The sequence below is a fragment of the Halomonas sp. E14 genome (assembly GCF_052568415.1).
Genome location: NZ_CP199423.1, coordinates 2,867,663 through 2,886,457, shown reverse-complemented (window position 1 = coordinate 2,886,457; position 18,795 = coordinate 2,867,663). Strand labels below are relative to the sequence as shown.

General features: G+C 70.6%; 10 protein-coding genes. 2 read left to right on the top strand and 8 right to left on the bottom strand.

The annotated features are described in order from the left end of the window. Positions 1-27: 27 nt before the first annotated feature. Both ACT7B3_RS13435 and ACT7B3_RS13430 read left to right on the top strand, forming a co-directional pair. On the top strand, positions 28-987 hold the full coding sequence (locus tag ACT7B3_RS13435; protein ID WP_445158279.1) for a cyclodeaminase: 960 nt from the start codon (positions 28-30) through the stop codon (positions 985-987). Between the two features lie 76 nt (positions 988-1,063). Then, the gene (locus ACT7B3_RS13430; RefSeq protein ID WP_445158278.1) at positions 1,064-1,753 is read left to right on the top strand and encodes a haloacid dehalogenase type II; all 690 of its coding nucleotides are present in this window, start codon (positions 1,064-1,066) and stop codon (positions 1,751-1,753) included. A 10-nt stretch (positions 1,754-1,763) separates the two neighbouring features. Here ACT7B3_RS13430 and ACT7B3_RS13425 read toward each other — a convergent pair whose 3' ends face one another. The 8 genes from ACT7B3_RS13425 to malQ form a co-directional block, all read right to left on the bottom strand. Then, positions 1,764-3,158 (bottom strand): MFS transporter, encoded by a 1,395-nt coding sequence (locus tag ACT7B3_RS13425; RefSeq protein WP_445158277.1) that lies wholly within the window; start codon positions 3,156-3,158, stop codon positions 1,764-1,766. Positions 3,159-3,237: 79 nt separating this feature from the next. Next, positions 3,238-5,454 carry a 1,4-alpha-glucan branching protein GlgB gene (gene glgB, locus ACT7B3_RS13420; protein ID WP_445158276.1) on the bottom strand — a complete coding sequence of 739 codons (2,217 nt, stop codon included), beginning with the start codon at positions 5,452-5,454 and terminating at the stop codon, positions 3,238-3,240. Beyond that, on the bottom strand, positions 5,447-8,797 hold the full coding sequence (gene treS / locus ACT7B3_RS13415) for a maltose alpha-D-glucosyltransferase (protein ID WP_445158275.1): 3,351 nt from the start codon (positions 8,795-8,797) through the stop codon (positions 5,447-5,449). The genes glgB and treS overlap by 8 nt, the downstream gene beginning before the upstream one ends. Positions 8,798-8,828: 31 nt before the next feature. Then, positions 8,829-10,838: an alpha-1,4-glucan--maltose-1-phosphate maltosyltransferase gene (locus ACT7B3_RS13410; RefSeq protein WP_445158274.1), complete on the bottom strand. Its 2,010-nt coding sequence runs from the start codon at positions 10,836-10,838 to the stop codon at positions 8,829-8,831. A gap of 60 nt (positions 10,839-10,898) precedes the next feature. After that, positions 10,899-13,112 (bottom strand): glycogen debranching protein GlgX, encoded by a 2,214-nt coding sequence (glgX, locus tag ACT7B3_RS13405; protein ID WP_444677007.1) that lies wholly within the window; start codon positions 13,110-13,112, stop codon positions 10,899-10,901. Between the two features lie 42 nt (positions 13,113-13,154). Further along, positions 13,155-13,889: a DUF2934 domain-containing protein gene (locus ACT7B3_RS13400; protein ID WP_444677008.1), complete on the bottom strand. Its 735-nt coding sequence runs from the start codon at positions 13,887-13,889 to the stop codon at positions 13,155-13,157. A gap of 18 nt (positions 13,890-13,907) precedes the next feature. Then, positions 13,908-16,682: a malto-oligosyltrehalose synthase gene (gene treY, locus ACT7B3_RS13395; RefSeq protein ID WP_445158273.1), complete on the bottom strand. Its 2,775-nt coding sequence runs from the start codon at positions 16,680-16,682 to the stop codon at positions 13,908-13,910. Further along, complete coding sequence (malQ, locus tag ACT7B3_RS13390) at positions 16,675-18,792, bottom strand: 4-alpha-glucanotransferase (protein ID WP_445158272.1); 2,118 nt, start codon at positions 18,790-18,792, stop codon at positions 16,675-16,677. Before malQ ends, treY begins: the two co-directional genes overlap by 8 nt. Positions 18,793-18,795 lie beyond the last annotated feature (3 nt).

Here is an 18,795-nt window from a genome sequence, read left to right as displayed (position 1 = left end):
ACAGCACAGACCAACCAGGAGGAAGGGATGAAGCTCTATCGACGCGATGAGATCGAGGCTGCGGTGGGCATCGACGCCGAGGCGCTGCGCCAGGTCGAGCAGGGTTTTGCCGCGCTGGGGCGCGGCGAGGCGGTGCAGCCGCCGATCCTGTCGATGGCCATGGAGGAGTTCAACAGCGAGGTCGACGTCAAGACCGCGCATATCCGCGGCTGGCCGCACTACGCGATCAAGGTCAGCAGCGGCGCCTTCGACAATCCCAAGCGCGGCCTGCCAAGCCTGAGCGGGCTGATGATGCTGTTCTCCGCCGAGACCGGCCGGGTCGAGGCGGTGCTGTTCGACGAGGGCTACCTGACCCTGGTGCGCACCGCCCTGGCCGGCGCGATCGCCGCCAAGCATCTGTCCCGCCAGGAGAGCCGCCGCGTGGCGGTGCTCGGCGCCGGCGAGCAGGCCAGGCATCAGGTCGAGGCGCTGCGCCTGGTGCGCAACGTCGACACCCTGGACGTCTGGGCGCGTCGCCGCGAAGCGGCCGAGGCCTATGCCGGGACGATGCGCGGCCAGGGCTTCGAGGTCACCGTGCACGACAGCGTGCACGCCGCCTGCGCCCGGGCCGACATCATCGTCACCACCACGCCCTCGCGGCAGCCGCTGCTACACGCCCGCGACCTGCCCGAGGGCGTGCACGTTACCGCCATGGGCTCGGACAGCCCCGACAAGCGCGAGCTCGATGAATCGGTGCTGACCCGCGCCGACGCCGTCGTCTGCGATACGCGCGCCCAGAGTGAGCACAACGGTGAGCTTAAGGTCTTTGCCAACGCGGGACGCGAGCCGCCGTTTGCGGTGCATGAGCTGGGCCGGGTGATCGAACGGGGTGAGCGGCTGCGAAACGCCGAGGCGGCCATTACCCTGTGCGACCTCACCGGCACCGGCGTGCAGGACACCGCCATCGCCAGCTTCGCCCTGGCGCAGCTGGCGGGTCACCGGGCCTGAGCGCACGCGCCGGCTTGAGCCCCGGCGCGGTAGCGCCCATGCTGTGCGCTGAGTCCTTGCACCAGGAGCAAAGCAGATGGCAGCGACGACGGTTCTGGCCTTCGATGTCTACGGCACCCTGATCGACACCCACGGGGTCGTCACCGAACTGGAAGCCCGGCTCGGGCGCAGCGGCAAGGAAGGCATGGCCGCCGAGTTCTCGCGACGCTGGCGCGACAAGCAGCTGGAGTACAGCTTTCGCCGCGGCCTGATGGGCGCCTATGTGCCCTTCGGGCAGTGCACCCGCGAGGCGCTGGACTTCACCGACCGGGCACTGCAGGCCCAGCTCGCAGACGTCGACAAGGAGCACCTGATGGCGGTCTACGCAAGGCTGCCGGCCTTCCCCGAGGCTACCGAGGCGCTGGCGCGGCTGTCGGCGGCCGGCATGCGCTGCGTGGCCTTTTCCAACGGCACCTTCGAGGCGGTGGACGGCCTGCTCGAACAGGCCGGGCTGTGCGAGCGCTTCGAGGACGTGATCAGCGTCGACGAGGTCAAGCGCTTCAAGCCCGACCCCGCCGTCTATGCGTATCTGCGCAACCGCCTTGACGTCGCCCCCGGCGACACCTGGCTGATCTCCAGCAACCCCTTCGACGTGATCGGTGCCCGCCACGCCGGGCTGCACGCCGCCTGGGTGCGGCGCAGCCTCGATGCCCCCTTCGACCCCTGGGGCATCGAGCCGGACCTGACCGTTCCCGACCTGGTAGCGCTGGCGAACCGGCTGGGCTGAACCGGCGCGGTCACTCGTGCCGGCGGGCGCTGGGAGAGGGCCGCGGCGGCACCTCGTCGACGCCGGGCTTGGCGAAGGCGGCGCTGCCGAGGTCGTCGCTGTCATCGTCATCGCTGTCGGCGCCTCGACCGCCTGCACCAGATCGGTGATCGTCTACGTCATTGAACGGCTCATCGAACAGGTCGGGCTGGGCGTCGTCATACATCATCTCCAGCGCCAGCGGGCTGGTCTGGGTCATCGGCTCGAAGTGGGCGGGGTGGCCGTAGACCAGCGCGGAGACGTGCCGCCGGCGGAAAAGCGCATAGACACCGAGCAGCGCCAGCACCGCGGCGATGTAGAGCGGCAGCGCCTGGGGGCCGAGTGCGCCCATCAGCGCGCCGGCAAGGATCGGCGCCAGCGCGCTGCCCGCCCCCTGGGTCACCAGCATGTCCGTCGAGGCCGAGACCACCTCCTCGGGGCGCAGCTGGTCGATCAGCTGCGCCACCGCCAGCGGGTAGATGGCGAACGAGGCCCCGCCCCACAGGAAGAACAGCCCCAGCAGCGCCGTCTGGTTGGGGGCGAAGGGCATCAGTGCGGCCAGCGCCGCGGCGGCGACCACCACCCAGGTCATTACCTGCGCGCGGTCGTGCTTGTCGGAGAAGCGCCCGATCGGCAGCTGCAGCAGCGCCCCGCCGAGGATGGTCACGCTCATCAGCATGCCCACGTCACCGGCGCTCCAGCCCAGCTGGCGTGCATAGAGCGGCGCCATGCCCCAGAAGGCGCCCATGGCCAGCCCCGAGAGCACCGAGGCCGCCACCGCCAGCGGTGCGAAGCCGATCAGCGCCTTGAGGCTGCTGGTGGCGGTTTCGGGCACCGCCGGCTGCTGGCGGCGGGTTAGGGTGATCGGCAGCAGCGCCCAGCTGATCAGGATCGCGGTGACGGCGAACAGCAGGAAGCCGCCAGGCGTATCCAGGCGCAGGATCTGCTGGGCCGCGGCGATTGCCCCCAGGTTGACCAGCATGTAGACGGCGAAGATGCGTCCGCGCTGGTGGCTGGCCGCCTGGCCGTTGAGCCAGCTCTCGACCACCGTCATCAGGGTGACGAAGGCCAGGCCGTAGAAGAAGCGCAGCACGACCCACACCCAGGGGTCGACGAAGATGATGTGCAGCAGCGCGCCCGAGGCGCACAGCGCGGCGCAGAAGGCGAAGGCGCGGATATGCCCGACACGCCGGATCAGCCGGCCGCTGACCCAGGTGCCGCAGGTGAAGCCGATGAAGTAGGCCGACATGATCAGGCCCACCACCGTCGACGAGAAACCCTCGTCGGTGCCGCGCAGGGTCAGCAGGGTATTGATCAGCCCGTTGCCGAGCAGCAGCAGGGCAACACTCCATAGCAGTGAGCGAATCGGATGCAGAAGCGTCCACATTTGCATCACTCTCCTTGTCCAGCAGAAATGGCGTCGGGGTGGCATGGCGCCACCCCGAGTCGTAGGTTTGCCGCAGCGCTCAGCACGGGCGCAGGATCAGCACAGCCAGCGGCGGCAGGATCATGGTGAGATGGGCGGCCTGGCCGTGCAGCGGCGCCTCGCCGGCCGTCAGCCGCCCCAGGTTGCCGAGATTGCTGCCGCCGTAGCACTCGGCGTCGCTGTTGAACAGCTCCTCCCAGTCGCCGCCGCGCGGCACCCCGATGCTGTAGCCCTGGCGCGGCACCGGGGTCATGTTGGCTACCACCAGCAGCGGCTCGCCCGCGCTGTCGGTACGCAGCCAGGCGAACACGCTGTTGGTCTCGTCGTTGCCGATCACCCAGGTGAAGCCGGTCGGCTCGCAGTCGAGGGAGTGCAGTGCGGGCTGCGTGGCATAGAGCCGGTTGAGGTCTCCCACCAGACGGTGAATGCCGGCATGACGAGGCTCGTCGAGCAGCCACCAGTCGAGCTCGCGGTCGTGGCTCCACTCGCGCCACTGGCCGAACTCGCAGCCCATGAACAGCAGCTTCTTGCCGGGCTGGGTCCACATCACCCCGAGGTAGGCGCGCAGGTTGGCGAACTTCTGCCAGTCGTCGCCGGGCATCTTGCCGAGCAGCGAGCCCTTGCCGTGCACCACCTCGTCGTGGGAGATCGGCAGCACGTAGCGCTCCGAGAAGGCGTAGACCATGGGGAAGGTCATCTCGTGGTGGGCGTAGGCACGATACACCGGGTCCCTGGCGATGTACTCCAGGGTGTCGTGCATCCAGCCCATGTTCCACTTGTAGGCGAACCCCAGGCCGCCCTCCTCGGTTGGCTGGGTGACGCCGGGCCAGGCGGTGGACTCCTCGGCGATCACTACTGCGCCCGGCGCTTCCTCGGCCACCACCTCGTTCAGGTGGCGCAGGAAGTCGATGGCTTCGAGGTTCTCGCGGCCGCCGTGGCGGTTGGGTATCCATTCGCCGTCCTGGCGCGAGTAGTCGCGGTAGAGCATCGAGGCCACCGCATCCACGCGCAGCGCGTCGACGTGGAAGTGCCTCAGCCAGTGCAGCGCCGAGGCGAGCATGAAGCCGTGCACCTCGCGCCGGCCCAGGTTGTAGATGTAGGTATCCCAGTCCTGGTGGAAGCCCTCGAAGGGGTGGGCGTACTCGTACAGCGCGGTGCCGTCGAAGCGCGCCAGGCCGTGGGGGTCGGTGGGGAAGTGGGCCGGCACCCAGTCGAGGATCACCCCGAGCTCGGCCTGGTGGCAGGCGTCGACGAAGGCGGCGAAGTCGGCCGGGCTGCCGAAGCGGGCGCTGGGAGCGAACTGCCCCAGCGGCTGGTAGCCCCAGGAGCCGCCGAAGGGGTGCTCCATGATCGGCAGCAGCTCGAGGTGGGTGAAGCCCAGCGCCTTGACGTAAGGGATCAGGTGCTCGGCCAGCTCGCGCCAGTGGTAGAACTCGCCGTTGTCGCCGCCGTGCTTGCGCCACGAGGCGGCGTGTACCTCATAGACGCTGATCGGCCGGTCCTTGCCCTGGCGCTCGCCGCGCTGCGCCATCCAGGCCTCGTCGTGCCAGGCGAAGGGCGTGGGGTCGGCCACCACCGAGGCGGTGCGCGGTGGCGCTTCGGTCGCCAGCGCCACCGGGTCGGCGCGCAGCCCGAGCTCGCCGTTGACGTCACAGATCTCGTACTTGTACGGCTCACCGGGCGCCAGGCGCGGCACGAACAGCTCCCACACCCCGGCGGGATGGCGCAGGCGCATGACATGGCGGCGCCCGTCCCAGCTGTTGAACTGGCCCACCACCGAGACGCGCCGGGCGTTCGGTGCCCACACGGCGAAGCGCACGCCGGGCACGCCCTCCACCTCCATGGCCTGGGCGCCCAGGCAGTGTCCGAGGCGGCGATGGTTGCCCTCGCCGATCAGGTAGAGGTCCATCTCGCCCAGCAGCAGGCCGAAGCTGTAGGGGTCCTCGGTGAGCTGCTCGCCCTGCGGCCAGCGAATGCGCAGCGCGTAGGGGGCGGCATGCGGCAGGCGGGCGGCGAACAGTCCCGGCACCTGCAGCGCGGTGAGGTGGCAGCGCACCGCGCCGCTGTGGCGATCGAGCACATCGACGCCCAGCGCCCCGGGCAGGAACACGCGCAGCAGCGGGGCGCCGTCGTCGGGCGCATGGATACCGAGCACCGCGAAGGGGTTGCCGTGGGTACCGCGGACCAGCGCCTCGGCGTCGTCCGGCGACAGCCATAGCGCCCGGTCGCGCACGGGGGAGGCGGTCAGGTCAGTCATGGGAGTCTCCCGTCTGCAGTTGCTCGACAATGGCGGCCAGGCCGCGCAGGGGCACGCTCAGCCAGGCCGGGCGGTTGGCTGCTTCATAGGCGATCTCGTAGGCTGTCTTCTCCAGCACGAAGAGATCGACGGCGGCCGCCGCCCCGCTCGGGCGCAGCCATTCGTGGGGCAGCTCCAGGGTGGCCTGCCAGTAGGCGTTGAGAAACTCCTGGCGGCTCAGGATCAGGAAGCGCTCGGTGACCTCGTGGCTGGCTTCCGCCTGGGCCTCGCCGGCCTCCTGGCCGGGGCGCGACGCTTCGATCTTGGCGTAGGCGTAGGCGAAGGAGCGCAGCATGCCGGCCACGTCGCGCAGCGGGCTGTCCTTGGCGCGCCGCTCTTCCAGCGGACGCGCCGGCTCGCCTTCGAAGTCGATGATGTAGGCGTCGTCGTGGGCCACCAGCACCTGGCCCAGGTGGAGATCGCCGTGAATGCGGGTGACCAGGCTGCCTTCGGCCATGGCGGCCATCTGCGTGATGGCCTGCTCGAGGGTGTCGCGCTCGTGCAGCACCAGGTCGACCAGCGGCTGGTCGGCCTCGTCGACCTCGTCGCGGTGGCCTTCGAGCAGCGCCAGCGCTTCCGACAGCCGTGCCGTCACGCGCTGGGTCCACAGCGACACGCGTTCCGGGCCTGCCACTTCGGGGGTGAAGGCGGGGTCGTCGCTGGGCCCGGCCAGCACGCTGTGCAGCTCGCCCAGGCGGCGGCCGAGGGTGGCGGCGAAGGTCTTGAGTTCGTCGATGGCGCCATAGCCAAGGGCCTCGCCGCTCGGCTCCGGCTCCAGGGCACGATAGCCGCCGGCCTCGCGGATGGCGCGCTCGAGGGTGGCACGGGTCCAGGCCCAGGCGTCGCCCTGGTTGTCGATGAAGCCCTGCAGGATCATCAGCGTCTGGGGGTTGCCGTCGGCGTCGAAGCGGGTCACCTCGCCGTGCAGCGGTGCGGTATTGCGATAGCCCCGCTCGCTCAGGAAGCGGCCGATCTCGGCCTCGGGGTGCAGCCCCGGTTCGAGGCGGCGAAACAGTTTCAGTACCAGCTGCTGGTGAATGATCACCGAGGTGTTGGACTGCTCCGCCGCCTGGCGCAGCACCTCGGGCTGCTCGGGCAGCTCGATCCCGGCCAGCGAGGGGGTGGGCACGAAGCGCAGCTCGCCGTCGCCGCAGGGCAGGCTGGCGGCCTCGCGCAGGGCGGCAAGCACGGCGAGCGGGAACTCGTCCAGGGTCAGGGCGTCGGTCAGCAGGCCCACCTCATGGAAGCGGCGCACGCGGGCCAGGGCGAGCTGCTGGGGCAGGGCGCCGTTCAGCGCCTCCTCGCCGAGGAACGCCAGCGGCAGCTGGTAGCGCTCGCTGCCCTGGGCGTGGTCGACCTCCAGTTCGCACAGCAGCATCATGTGCTGGCTCGGCTCCAGACGCGTGACGTAGAGCAGGCGAACGCCCTCGATGGCAAACTGCTTGGCGGCGAACCAGCGGCGCTTGGGCAGGTAGCTGGGCAGGGTCTCGGTCTCCAGCAGCCGGCGCGAGGCGGGCTGGAGCAGCTCCTCGAGGTGGCGCTTGATCACCAGGGTGGCGTACTCCGGCATCGGCTCCGGGGTGGGCTGGTGCCACTCGGGCATGGCCGAGGGCGGGGCGAGCTGGAACCAGTAGAAGCCGTAGGGCGGCAGCGTGAGCAGGTAGGGCAGCTGGCCGATCGGCGGGAAGGCGCTGCCGCCGACCATCTCGACCGGCACCTGGCCGGCATGGGCCGAGAGATCGAGCTCTACCGCCTGGGCGCTGCGCCCCATGTTGGCCACGCACAGCAGCGTTTCCGGCTCGCCGCTCGCATCGGTCATCACCCGCAGGTAGGCCAGGATGTGGCGGTTGGCCGGGTAGAGCAGGCGCATGGCGCCGCGGCTGAAGGCGCGATGCTGGCGGCGCACCGCGAGCAGCCGCTGCATGCTGTTGAGCAGCGAATGGGGGTCGCGCTGCTGGGTCTCGACGTTGACCGCCTGGTAGCCGTACAGCGGGTCCATGATCGGCGGCAGCACCAGGCGCGCCGGATCGGCCTGGGAGAAGCCGCCGTTGCGGTCCACCGACCACTGCATCGGCGTGCGCACGCCGTCGCGGTCGCCGAGGTAGATGTTGTCGCCCATGCCGATCTCGTCGCCATAGTAGAGCACCGGCGTGCCCGGCATCGACAGCAGCAGGCTGTTGAGCAGCTCGATGCGCCGCCGGTCGCGCTCCAGCAGCGGTGCCAGGCGGCGGCGAATGCCGAGGTTGATGCGCGCGCGGCGGTCGGCGGCGTAGTGGTTCCACAGGTAGTCGCGCTCGCGGTCGGTGACCATCTCCAGCGTCAGCTCGTCGTGGTTGCGCAGGAAGATCGCCCACTGGCAGTTGGGGGGAATCTCCGGCGTCTGACGCAGGATGTCGGTGATCGGGAAGCGGTCCTCCTGGGCCAGCGCCATGTACATGCGCGGCATCAGCGGGAAATGGAACGCCATGTGGCACTCGTCGCCCTCGCCGAAGTAGGGCCGGGTGTCCTCCGGCCACTGGTTGGCCTCGGCCAGCAGCATGCGGTCGGGGTAGCGCTCGTCGATCACCGCGCGGATCTGCTTCAGCACCACGTGGGTCTCGGGCAGGTTCTCGTTGTTGGTGCCCTCGCGCTCGACCAGGTAGGGAATGGCGTCCAGGCGCAGGCCGTCGACCCCCAGGTCGAGCCAGTACGCCATCACCTTGAGCACTTCGTCGAGCACCTGGGGGTTGTCGAAGTTCAGGTCCGGCTGGTGGGAGTAGAAGCGGTGCCAGTAGTAGGCGCCCGCCACCGGGTCCCAGGTCCAGTTGGAGGTCTCGGTGTCGAGGAAGATGATGCGCGTGCCGGGGTACTTCAGGTCGGTGTCGGACCACACGTAGAAGTCGCGCTCGGGCGAGCCCGGCGGCGCCTGGCGCGCACGCTGGAACCACTCGTGCTGGTCGGAGGTGTGGTTGATGACCAGCTCGGTCACCACGCGCAGGCCGCGGCGGTGCGCCTCGTCGATGAAGCGCCGGGCGTCCGCCAGGGTGCCGTAGTCGGGGCTCACGCCGGTGTACTCGGCGATGTCGTAGCCGTCGTCGCGGCGCGGCGAGGGGTAGAAGGGCAGGATCCAGATCGTGTTCACGCCCAGGCTCTCGATGTAGTCGAGCTTCTGGATCAGGCCCTCGAAGTCGCCGATGCCGTCGTTGTTGGCATCGAAGAAGGACTTGACGTGCACCTGGTAGATCACCGCGTCCTTGTACCAGAGCGGGTCGGTGAGAAAGTCGGCGGCCGCCACGGGCTGACTCTCGCTGCGGGTATCCATCATCGGCTGTGTCTCCCTGCTGTCGTCGATAGGCTTAGCGCAGCGGATGAATGCGCCACACGGCAAACGGCTGCTCGGGGGTGAGGCGCACCGTTTGCCACTTGCCGTGCCAGGTCCAGCGGTATCCGCGCATCAGATCCTCCACCTGCAGCGGTGCGTCGTCGCCCAGCTCGAACTCCCATAGCGGCAGCTCCAGCGTGCCCTCCTGAGCCTCGAACGGGTCCAGCGATACCAGCGCCAGGATCACGTTGGTCTGGTCGGGGGTGCGCTTGCTGAAGAACAGCAGCTTGTCGTTGTGCACGGGGTGGAAGGCCAGTCCCAGGTGGGTCTGCAGGGCCGGGTTCTCGCGCCGGATGCGGTTGAGCTGGGTGATCTCGTAGCGGATGTTGCCCGGGGCGCTGTAGTCGCGCGGGCGAATCTCGTACTTCTCGGAATCGAGGTACTCCTCCTTGCCCGGCAGCGGCGCGCCCTCGCACAGCTCGAAGCCGGAGTACATGCCCCATAGCCCCGAGCCCAGGGTGGCCAGCGCGGCCCGGATCAGGAACCCCGGCCGGCCGGAGGACTGCAGGAAATAGGGGTTGATGTCGGGGGTATTGACGAAGAAGTTGGGGCGAAAGCCGTCGCGCAGCGGCGGCGCGTTCAACTGGGTGAAGTACTCCGTCAGCTCGGCCTTGGTGTGGCGCCAGGTGAAGTAGGTGTAGCCCTGGGTGAAGCCCAGCTTGCCGAGGCGCAGCATCATCGCCGGGCGGGTGAAGGCCTCGGAGAGGAAGATCACCGCCGGGTCGCGGGCGCGGATGTCGGCGATCAGCCACTCCCAGAACGGCAGCGGCTTGGTGTGGGGGTTGTCGACGCGAAAGATCTTCACGCCTTCGTCGACCCAGCCCTGCACCACGTCGCGCAGTGCCAGCCACAGTGCCGGCAGCGCGTCCTCGGCATAGAAGTCGACGTTGACGATGTCCTGGTACTTCTTGGGCGGGTTCTCGGCGTAGCGGATCGAGCCGTCGGGACGCCAGGAGAACCAGCCGGGGTGCTCGGCGAGCCAGGGGTGGTCCGGCGAGCATTGGATGGCGAAGTCCAGCGCGATCTCCAGGCCGTGGTCGGCGGCGTCGGCGACCAGCTCACGAAACGACTCGCGGCTGCCGAGCTCGGGGTGAATCGCCTCGTGCCCCCCTTCGTGGCTGCCGATGGCGTAGGGGCTGCCGGGGTCGTCCGGCCCGGCCGTCAGCGTGTTGTTGGGGCCCTTGCGGTGGGTCCGACCGATGGGGTGGATCGGCGGAAAATAGAGCACGTCGAAGCCCATGTCGCGGATCGCCGGAAGGCGCTTGCGCACGTCGTCGAAGGTGCCGTGGCGACTCGGGTGGTCGGTTTCCGAGCGCGGGAACAGCTCGTACCAGCTGGCGAAGCGGGCCGCCAGGCGCTCCACGTCGAGCGGGTAGTGGGCGTCGCTGCGGGCCAGGTGGGGGCGCTCATCGGCCGCCTGCATCAGCTGCAGCGTCTCCTCGTCGAGCAGCAGTGCCACCCGGGTGTCGTCGCCATCGAGCGACGCGAAGCGGTCTAGCCGCGCCTCCAGCGCCGCCTTCAGTTCGCCTTCGCTGCGTTCGGCGGCGGCCACCACCAGGCGCCGGCCTTCCTCCAGCTCGAGCTCCACCGGCACGCCGGCCTGGTGCTTCTTGGCCAGCTCGTGACGGTAGGTGCCGTAGAGATCCCACCAGGCCTCGATGATGAAGCCGTGCCTGCCGATGCGCCGCGGCGTGAAGCGGGCTTCCCACAGGTCGCGGCCCAGCGGCTTGACCAGCTGCATCGGCACGCGCTGCTGCTGGCCGAGGTCGTCGTGCCAGCACACCGCGGCAGCCAGCACGTCATGGCCGTCGGCGAAAATGACGGCGCTCACCGTCACCGGTTCGTCGACGCTGGCCTTGGCCGCGAAGCGCCCGTGGTCGAGCGACGGCTGTACGGCCTCGATGGCGATACGCGGTGCATGAATGGCCGCCATCACCGCCTCGTGGGCGGTCGATGCATTGGCGGGAGTAGGGGGTGTTGTCATCGCATGTTCCTCTTGGCGTCGCGGCCACTGGCCGAGGCCCAGGGGCTCAGGGCGTAAGGCTCAAGCTTCGGACCCCGCATCGGGGTGCCGGTCGGGTTCCTGCACCAGCTCGAATAGGGTCAGCGAGCGGCCCTCCATCTGATAGCGCTCGCCGAACGGCCACGGCTCGGGCACCTGCGTCTTGCTGAGGCAGGTGTCGAGCCGGCATATCCAGCCGCTGCCGCGCGGCACGTCGGGCAGGAGGAAGACCAGCGGCTCGGGCTGCGCATTGAACAGCAGCAGCAGCGAACGGTCGTCGCCGGCGCGGCGAATGCCCGAGGGGCGTGCCCGGCCGTCGAGCAGCAGCCCCAGGCTGCGCGTGGCGGGGTCCTCCCAGCGCTCCACGTCCATCTCGCTGCCGTCGGCGGCCAGCCAGGTCACCTCCTTGAGCCCCATCTCCTCGTTGTATTCGCCGGACAGGAAGCGCCCGCGACGCAGGATGGGATAGCGCAGGCGCAGCCGGATCAGGGTGCGCACGTACTCGATCAGGGCGTGGGCCTCGCCGTTCAGGTTCCAGTCGAGCCAGCTGATCTCGTTGTCCTGGCAGTAGGCGTTGTTGTTGCCCTGCTGGGTGCGCAGCAGCTCGTCGCCGGCCAGCAGCATCGGGGTGCCCTGGGCGAACAGCACCGTGGCCAGGAAGTTGCGGATCTGGCGCAGGCGCAGCGCCTGGACTTCGGGGTCGTCGGTAGGGCCTTCCACGCCGTGGTTGAAGGACAGGTTGTGGTCGTGGCCGTCCTGGTTGTCCTCGCCGTTGGCGGCGTTGTGCTTGTCCTGATAGGCCACCAGGTCATGCAGGGTGTAGCCGTCGTGAGCGGTGACGAAGTTGACCGAGGCGAAGGGGCGCCGGCCGCGGCGGTCGAACAGGTCGGCGGAGCCCATCAGCCGCGAGGCGAAGTCGGCCAGCTGGCCTTCGTCGCCGCGCCAGAAGGCGCGGGTGGTGTCGCGGAAGCGGTCGTTCCACTCCGCCCAGCCCGGCGGGAAGCCGCCGACCTGGTAGCCGCCCGGCCCGCAGTCCCACGGCTCGGCGATCAGCTTGACCTGGCTCAGTACCGGGTCCTGACGGCAGGAGTCGAGAAAGCCGCCGCCCTCGTCGAAGCCGTGGGGCTCGCGGCCGAGGATGGTGGCCAGGTCGAAGCGGAAGCCGTCGACGCGCATCTCGGTGGCCCAGTAGCGCAGCGAGTCGGTGACCATCTGCAGCACCCTCGGGTGGCTCAGGTTGAGGGTGTTGCCGGTGCCGGTGTCGTCGATGTAGTAGCGCGGCTGGTCGGGCAGCAGGCGGTAGTAGGAGGCGTTGTCGATGCCCTTGAGCGACAGGGTGGGGCCCAGCTCGTTGCCTTCGGCGGTATGGTTGTAGACCACGTCGAGCACCACCTCGAGCCCGGCGGCATGGTAGCGCGCCACCATCTGCTTGAACTCGTTGATGCTGTCGCCCGAGAGGTAGCGCGAATGGGGCGCGAAGAAGCCCAGGGTGTTGTAGCCCCAGTAGTTGCGCAGTCCGCGTTCGAGCAGGTGCTGGTCGTCGACGAAGGCGTGGACCGGCAGCAGCTCCACCGAGGAGACCCCCAGCGACTGGATGTAGTCCACCACCTCGTTGACCATCAGCCCCGAGAAGGTGCCGCGCAGCGAGTCCGGCACCGAGGGATGGCGCATGGTGTAGCCGCGCACGTGGGTCTCGTAGAGGATGGTGCGATCCCACGGCAGCTGCACGTCACGCGAGCGCCCCCAGGTGAAGGCGGGGTCGATCACCCGGCAGCGCGGCATGTACGGTGCGCTGTCGCGTTCGTCGAAGCTCAGGTCGCCGTCGGGGTGGCCGATGGTGTAGCCGAACAGCGCCTCGTCCCAGGCCAGCTCGCCGACGATCTGCTTGGCATAAGGGTCGAGCAGCAGCTTGTTGGGGTTGAAGCGGTGCCCCGCCTCGGGCTCGTAGGGCCCGTGGACCCGGTAGCCGTAGAGCTGGCCTGGCCGGGCATCGGGCAGGTAGCCGTGCCACACCTCGTCGGTGTATTCCGGCAGCTCGATGCGTTCGAGCTCCTGGCGACCGGTGTCGTCGAACAGGCACAGCTCCACCTTGGTGGCATGGGCTGAGAACAGGGCGAAGTTGACGCCCAGCCCGTCCCAGGTCGCGCCTAGCGGGAACGGTAGGCCTTCGCGAATGCGCGAGCGACGAATCACTCCGGGCGATTCGTCGATGGCCACCGCCCGGGCGCTCTGTTGCGGTCCTTCCTTAGTGTCCATCGTCTCCATCCTTGGCTGCGGCCGGCGCCTGGCGCCGTCGGGTTAGCCTTTGGGCTTGGTGCGGCTGCTGCGCCCCGTGCTCTTGGGGGTCTTGGTGCTCTTGGTGCCGGCGTCGGGCTTGGCGGTACTCGTTTCGCTCTTGGCGCTGCGCTTGGTGCTGCGCTTGGCCGTCTTGCCCGGCACCTGGGCGGTGTCGGTAGGGTCCGGCTGGGTCAGGCCGTCCTCCTCTCGGCGCGGCTGGCGCGCGCGCCTGGCGGTGGCGGACTGCGCGGGCAGCGGCTCCATCGGCCCCGCTCCCGGCCCGGGCGAGCCGGCGGGGGCGTCGGCGCCGCCGCGATTGGCATCGAGCTCCGCCTGGGCGCCGCTGCCGGTGGCCTCTTCCACCGGCAGCGCGCGGGTGGAAGCCGCCGTCGGCACCTCGTCGGAGCCGGCGGTGCCGGGCGCTGCGCGGTCGTGCACCGGGGTATCGCTGCCGGCCAGGCGGTCGTCGCGGTAGGGCAGCTCGTCGAAATCCGGCTCGCCGTCGGGCGGGTCGAGGGGCAGGCGGTTCTCCTGGATGCCGATCTCGTCGTCCTCCAGCGGCAGGTCGTCCTCGAGGATGGGCGCCTCGTCGATCGGCTCGCCCAGCTCGTCGAGCTCGGCCTCGTGGCCCGCCGCCTGTTCCGCCGCGACGATCTTCAGTGCCATGTCCCAGTGACGCTGCTGCTGCCCTTCGGGCCGCCCTTCGGATTCCCAGATGCTGTAGGCCAGTTCACGTACACGATCTTCATCAGCCATCCTGACTCTCCCTGTGCTTTAGCTGTCTCGTACATAGACGCCGACCGGAAGCTCCCTCAGCAGGGCGGTCGCCGTGGCGGTGTCCTGCTCCCACTTCAGCGTGGTACCCGTCAGCGCGTTTTGCCAAGTCCCGTTCCCCCCTTCCGGCAGCACCAGGCGGGTGTCGCCCCAGCGTTCGGCGGGCACCTGGGGGGTGTCGGCGCCCGCCAGCAGGGCGGCGGCCAGGCGCGGCACCACCACCATCAGGCGCTGGTCGCCGTGCTGGCGCTGGAAGGCCACCAGGCGCTCGCGGTGCTCGCCGTCGACCGCGATCTCGGCATAGTCGCCGTGCACGAACAGCTCGCGGCGGGCCTGGCGCAGCGCCAGCAGGCGCTGGATCACGGCCTGCTTGACCTGGCCGTCGCGCCAGCCGGGCAGCAGCTCATGCGGCGCGTGGCCTGCCTCCAGGGCGGCGCGGCGGGCGGCGTGGTCCACCGGGCGGCGGTTGTCGGGGTCGACCAGGCTGTAGTCCCAGAACTCGGTGCCCTGGTAGAGGTCCGGCACGCCGGGCACGGTCAGCCGCAGCGTGGCCTGCACCAGGCCGTTGAGCGCCCCCGGCAGGTCGAGCTCGCGGGCCGCGGCGGCGAGCTCCGTGCACAGCTCGGGCCAGGCCAGCAGCCCCTCGAGGAACTCGCGACAGGCGGTTTCGTAGGCCTCGTCGGGCCACAGCCAATGGCTGCGCAGCTTGGCTTCGCGCAGCGCCTTCTGCTGCCACTGGGCCAGCCGTTCGGTGAACCAGCGCATGGCCTCGGCGTTGTCGTGCTCGAGCCCGGGCGGCCAGGCGCCGAGCAGCAGCTGGTAGAGCACCAGGGCGTCGCCTGGGGCGGGGGCGGGGCCGCCCGGCAGGGCGCGGCACAACGGGGGCGTGCGCTGCTGCCAGCGCTGCACGCGCTCGGCGAAGGCCGGGGCGAACTCGCTGAGAGCGGCCAGCCGCGCGCGCACGTCTTCGCCGCGCTTGTGGTCGTGGGTGGCGGTGGCGACCAGGCCGTGGGGGAAATGGCGGGCACGCCAGGCGTTGAAGGCGTGGAAGCGCCGCGGCGAGTGGCTGAAGTGTTCGCCGTCGAAGCCGACATCGTTGCGCGAGATCAGCGCTGCGCTGCGGTAGCCGGCGGTGTCCTCCACCGCCTTGGCTGCCACCGGCGAGGTGAGCTGCTGGAAGCGCACCAGCGCCCGCTGGCGCAGCCAGCGCTCCTGATCGTCGCCGAGGTCGGCCGGCGCCTGGCCGCCCAGCCACTGTTCCAGCCGTTCCAGCACGCCAGCGTCGGGGGGCGCGAGTTCGGCGCGGGCGCCGGCCATGGCCTGGTCGAAGAAGGGGGCATCGAGCTCGGGGCGGCCGCCGTCGTCGGCATAGGTGCGATAGACCGGGAAGTGCACCACCAGCGCTTCCAGGGCGCGGCGAATCGCGGCCAGGCTGATGTCGCGGCTGGCCAGGCGGTGGCGGGCAACGGCATGCAGGGCGCGCGCGCAGGCGTCGAACTCGCTGGCGAGGATGCCGTTGAGCACCTCGCGGCGGGCCTGGTGCACCTCGTCGAGGAAGTCGGCGCTACGGCCGCTGACCACATGCCACAGCTCACGCAGCGGGGCTGCCCCGGCGGGGTCGTGCTGTAGCCCGGACACCGCGTTCATCAGCTCGTAGCCGGTGGTGCCGTCCACGCCCCAGTCGCGGTGCAGGGTCTCCTCGGCGGCAAGGATCTTCTCGACGAAGATCGCCACATGGCGTACCACGCCCGGCGGGCGGCGCTGCTGGCGCTTGCCGACCTCGGCGCGCAGGCGGTGGCAGTAGCCGCGCGGGTCGGCCAGGCCGTCGATGTGGTCGATGCGCAGGCCGTCGATCCAGCCCTGCTCGACCAGCCGCAGCGGCAGGGCGTGCACTGCGTCGAATACTTCGGGCTGCTCGATGCGCAGCCCGCCCAGCTCGGTCACGTCGAAGAAGCGCCGCCAGTTGATCTCGTCGGCGGCGGTGCGCCACCAGGCCAGGCGATAGTGCTGGTGTTCCAGGAGGTCGTGCAGGCGAATGGCCCCGGTGGCGTCGGCGCCATCGAACAGCGCCAGCGCCTGGGCCAGCGCATCGCGGGCGTCGCGGTGTTCCAGCGCCTCGTGCAGGCGCCGGCGCAGCTCGGCCACCGCGGTGTAGGCGTCGTTGCCCTGCTGCAGGGCATCGAAGTGCGGCGCCAGGTCCCACAGCGCCTCGTGCTCGGCCAGGCGCAGGATCTCGCCGTAGCAGCGCGGGTCGATGGGGAAATGGTGCTCGTGGTAGGCGACGTGGAAGCTCATCGACTCGGGGCGGTGGCACAGTGCCAGTTCGCCCGAGGCCAGCGTGTCGGCATAGGGGGCGCCGAGGAAGGGCAGCAGCAGCTTGCCGGTCAGCAGCGGGTCGGGGCTGTGCCAGTCGATGTCGAAATAGTCGGCGAAGGGGCTGTCCTGGCCCCAGGCGAGCACGTCCTGCCACCAGCGGTTCTCCGAGCCGCCCACCGCCACGTGATTGGGCACGATGTCGAGGATCAGCCCCATGCCGTGCTCGCGCAGCCGGGCGACCAGCCGCTCCAGCGCCGGCTCGCCGCCCAGCTCCGGGTCGATGCGAGTCGGGTCGACGCCATCGTAGCCGTGCGGCGAGCCGCCGCGCGAGGCCTGCAGCGGCGAGGCGTAGACATGGCTGATGCCGAGCCGGGCGTAGTAGTCGACCCACTCGGCGGCGTCGTCCAGGGTGAAGCCGCGGTGGAACTGCAGGCGTACCGTGGCGCGGATCTCACTCATGCGCGCTCCCTCCTTGGGGCGTGGGCAGGCGGCGTGCCTCGTCGAGCCTGGCCAGGCGCTGGCGCACCTCGGGTGAGTCCAGCAGCCGCTCGGCGTCGTCGCTCCAGCGCCGCCGCCAGTTGGGGTGCTCGTCCAGCGTGCCCGGCAGGTTGGCCTGCTCCTCAAGCCCCAGCGCATCCTCCACCGGCAGCAGCGCCAGCGGGGCCGGGGTGAGGCCGAGCCGCCGCGCGCAGGCATCGAGCACCTCGGAGGCGGGCAGGTCGGCGGCGTTGAGCGCCGCGGCGGGGGCGTGGCCGTCGATCAGCTTGAGCGCCTTGGCCAGCTGTGCGCGATCGCGGCGGCGCTGGGCCTGCTCCTGGTCGGCATCCTGGTCGTCGGCCAGCAGGCCGAGGCGGCTGCGCCACTCGATGTCGCGCCCCGCCCACCAGCCGGCCACCGTCGGCAGGTCGTGGGTCGAGGTGGTGGCGATGGCGCTGCTGGCCCACTCGCCGGGCGGCAGGAAGGTGCCTTGCTCGTCGCGCTCGAACCATAGCACCCGCATGCCGAGGATGCCGACATCGGCCAGGCGGTCACGCAGCCCCGGCGGCACGGTGCCGAGATCCTCGCCGATGACGATGGCGCGATGGCGCCAGGACTCCAGCGCCACCAGCCGCAGCAGGTCGTCGAAGGGATAGCGCAGGTAGCCGCCTTCGGCCGGCGAGGCGCCGTGGGGCACCAGCCACAGGCGCAGCAGGCCGAGGATATGGTCGATGCGCAGCCCGCCGGCGTGGGCGAAGCCGGCGCGCAGCATGTCGATGAAGCTGCGAAAGCCGGAGCGTACCAGCCCCCGCGGAGAGAAGGGCACCAGGCCCCAGTCCTGGCCGTGCACGTTGAAGGTGTCGGGGGGCGCGCCGATCGAGACACCCTCGAGCATCTCCTCCTGCCGGCTCCAGGCCTGGCTGCCGGCGGCATCGGCGCCCACCGCCAGGTCGGCGATCAGGCCGACCGGCATGCCGGCCTCGCGGGCGGTGCGCTGGGCGCGGGCGAGCCCGTCGGCGGCCAGCCACTGCAGGAAGGCGTGGAACTCGATCTCGTCCTGGTGGGCCTCGACGAAGCGGGCCACTTCCGGGTTGGCCGGGTCGCGCAGCGCCTCCGGCCAGCGGCGCCAGTCGGGCTCGTCGAGCTGCTGCTGCAGGGCCTCGAAGCGGCAGTGGGTGGCCAGGGCGTCGCTGCCTTGGCGGCGAAACGCCGCCAGCGCCTCGCGGGCCTGGCGCGCCGGGGCGTCGTCGCGCTGGCGCAGGTCGTCGTGCAGGATGCGCAGCCAGCTCAGCTTGGCGCGGGCCGCACTCGGCCAGTCGAGCAGCTCGTCGCGCTCCAGCTGCGCCAGGGTCTCGCTCAGCCCGCCGCGGGCGATCGCCGCCTGCACCGCCTCGGCGCCGAGCTGCGCCTCGGGGGCGGCGTGCAGGGCGTGGTAGTTGAGCCGGCTGGAGGGCGAATAGGGGCTGTAGCGCTCGGGGTCGGCGCTGAACATGGCATGGGTGGGGCTCACGGCCAGGGCCGCGGCGCCGGCCTGGGCGGCGTGGCGGGCGAAGGCTTCCAGCGCCAGGGTGTCGCCGATGCCACCGTCGCCGGGACGGCGCAGCGCATAGAGCTGCACGGCCATTCCCCAGCGGCGGGGGGCGGCCTCCTGGCAGGCGTCGGCCAGGGTGAAGCAGCGCGGCGGGGCCACCGCCAGGGTAAGGTCGCGCTCGGCGAGGGTCAGCCGGTGGTAGCCAACCACGCCGACCGGTGGCAGCCGGCCCTGGTCGTCGAGGCGGTCGTGCAGCAGGTCGCCCTGTTCCAGCCGCAGCTGAAAGGGGGTGCCGCCCGGCAGCGCCGACGGTAGCGCGGTGGCCGCCCCACGCTCGGCGGTGATCAGCGGCGGCCAGTCGTCGAGCGTTGGCGGCGTGCGCAGGCGCTCGAGCTCGGCGGCGACGGCGGCATCGCTGTCGGTGGCAAACCCCAGGCAGCCGAGCAGGTGGCGCTGCACCTGGGGTTCCAGCCGGCAGCGTTCGCCTTCGCTGTCCAGCCACTCCAGCAGCAGTCCGGCGGCGGCCGCCAGCTGCTGCAGGGGGGTATCGCTCGTTGGCATGTT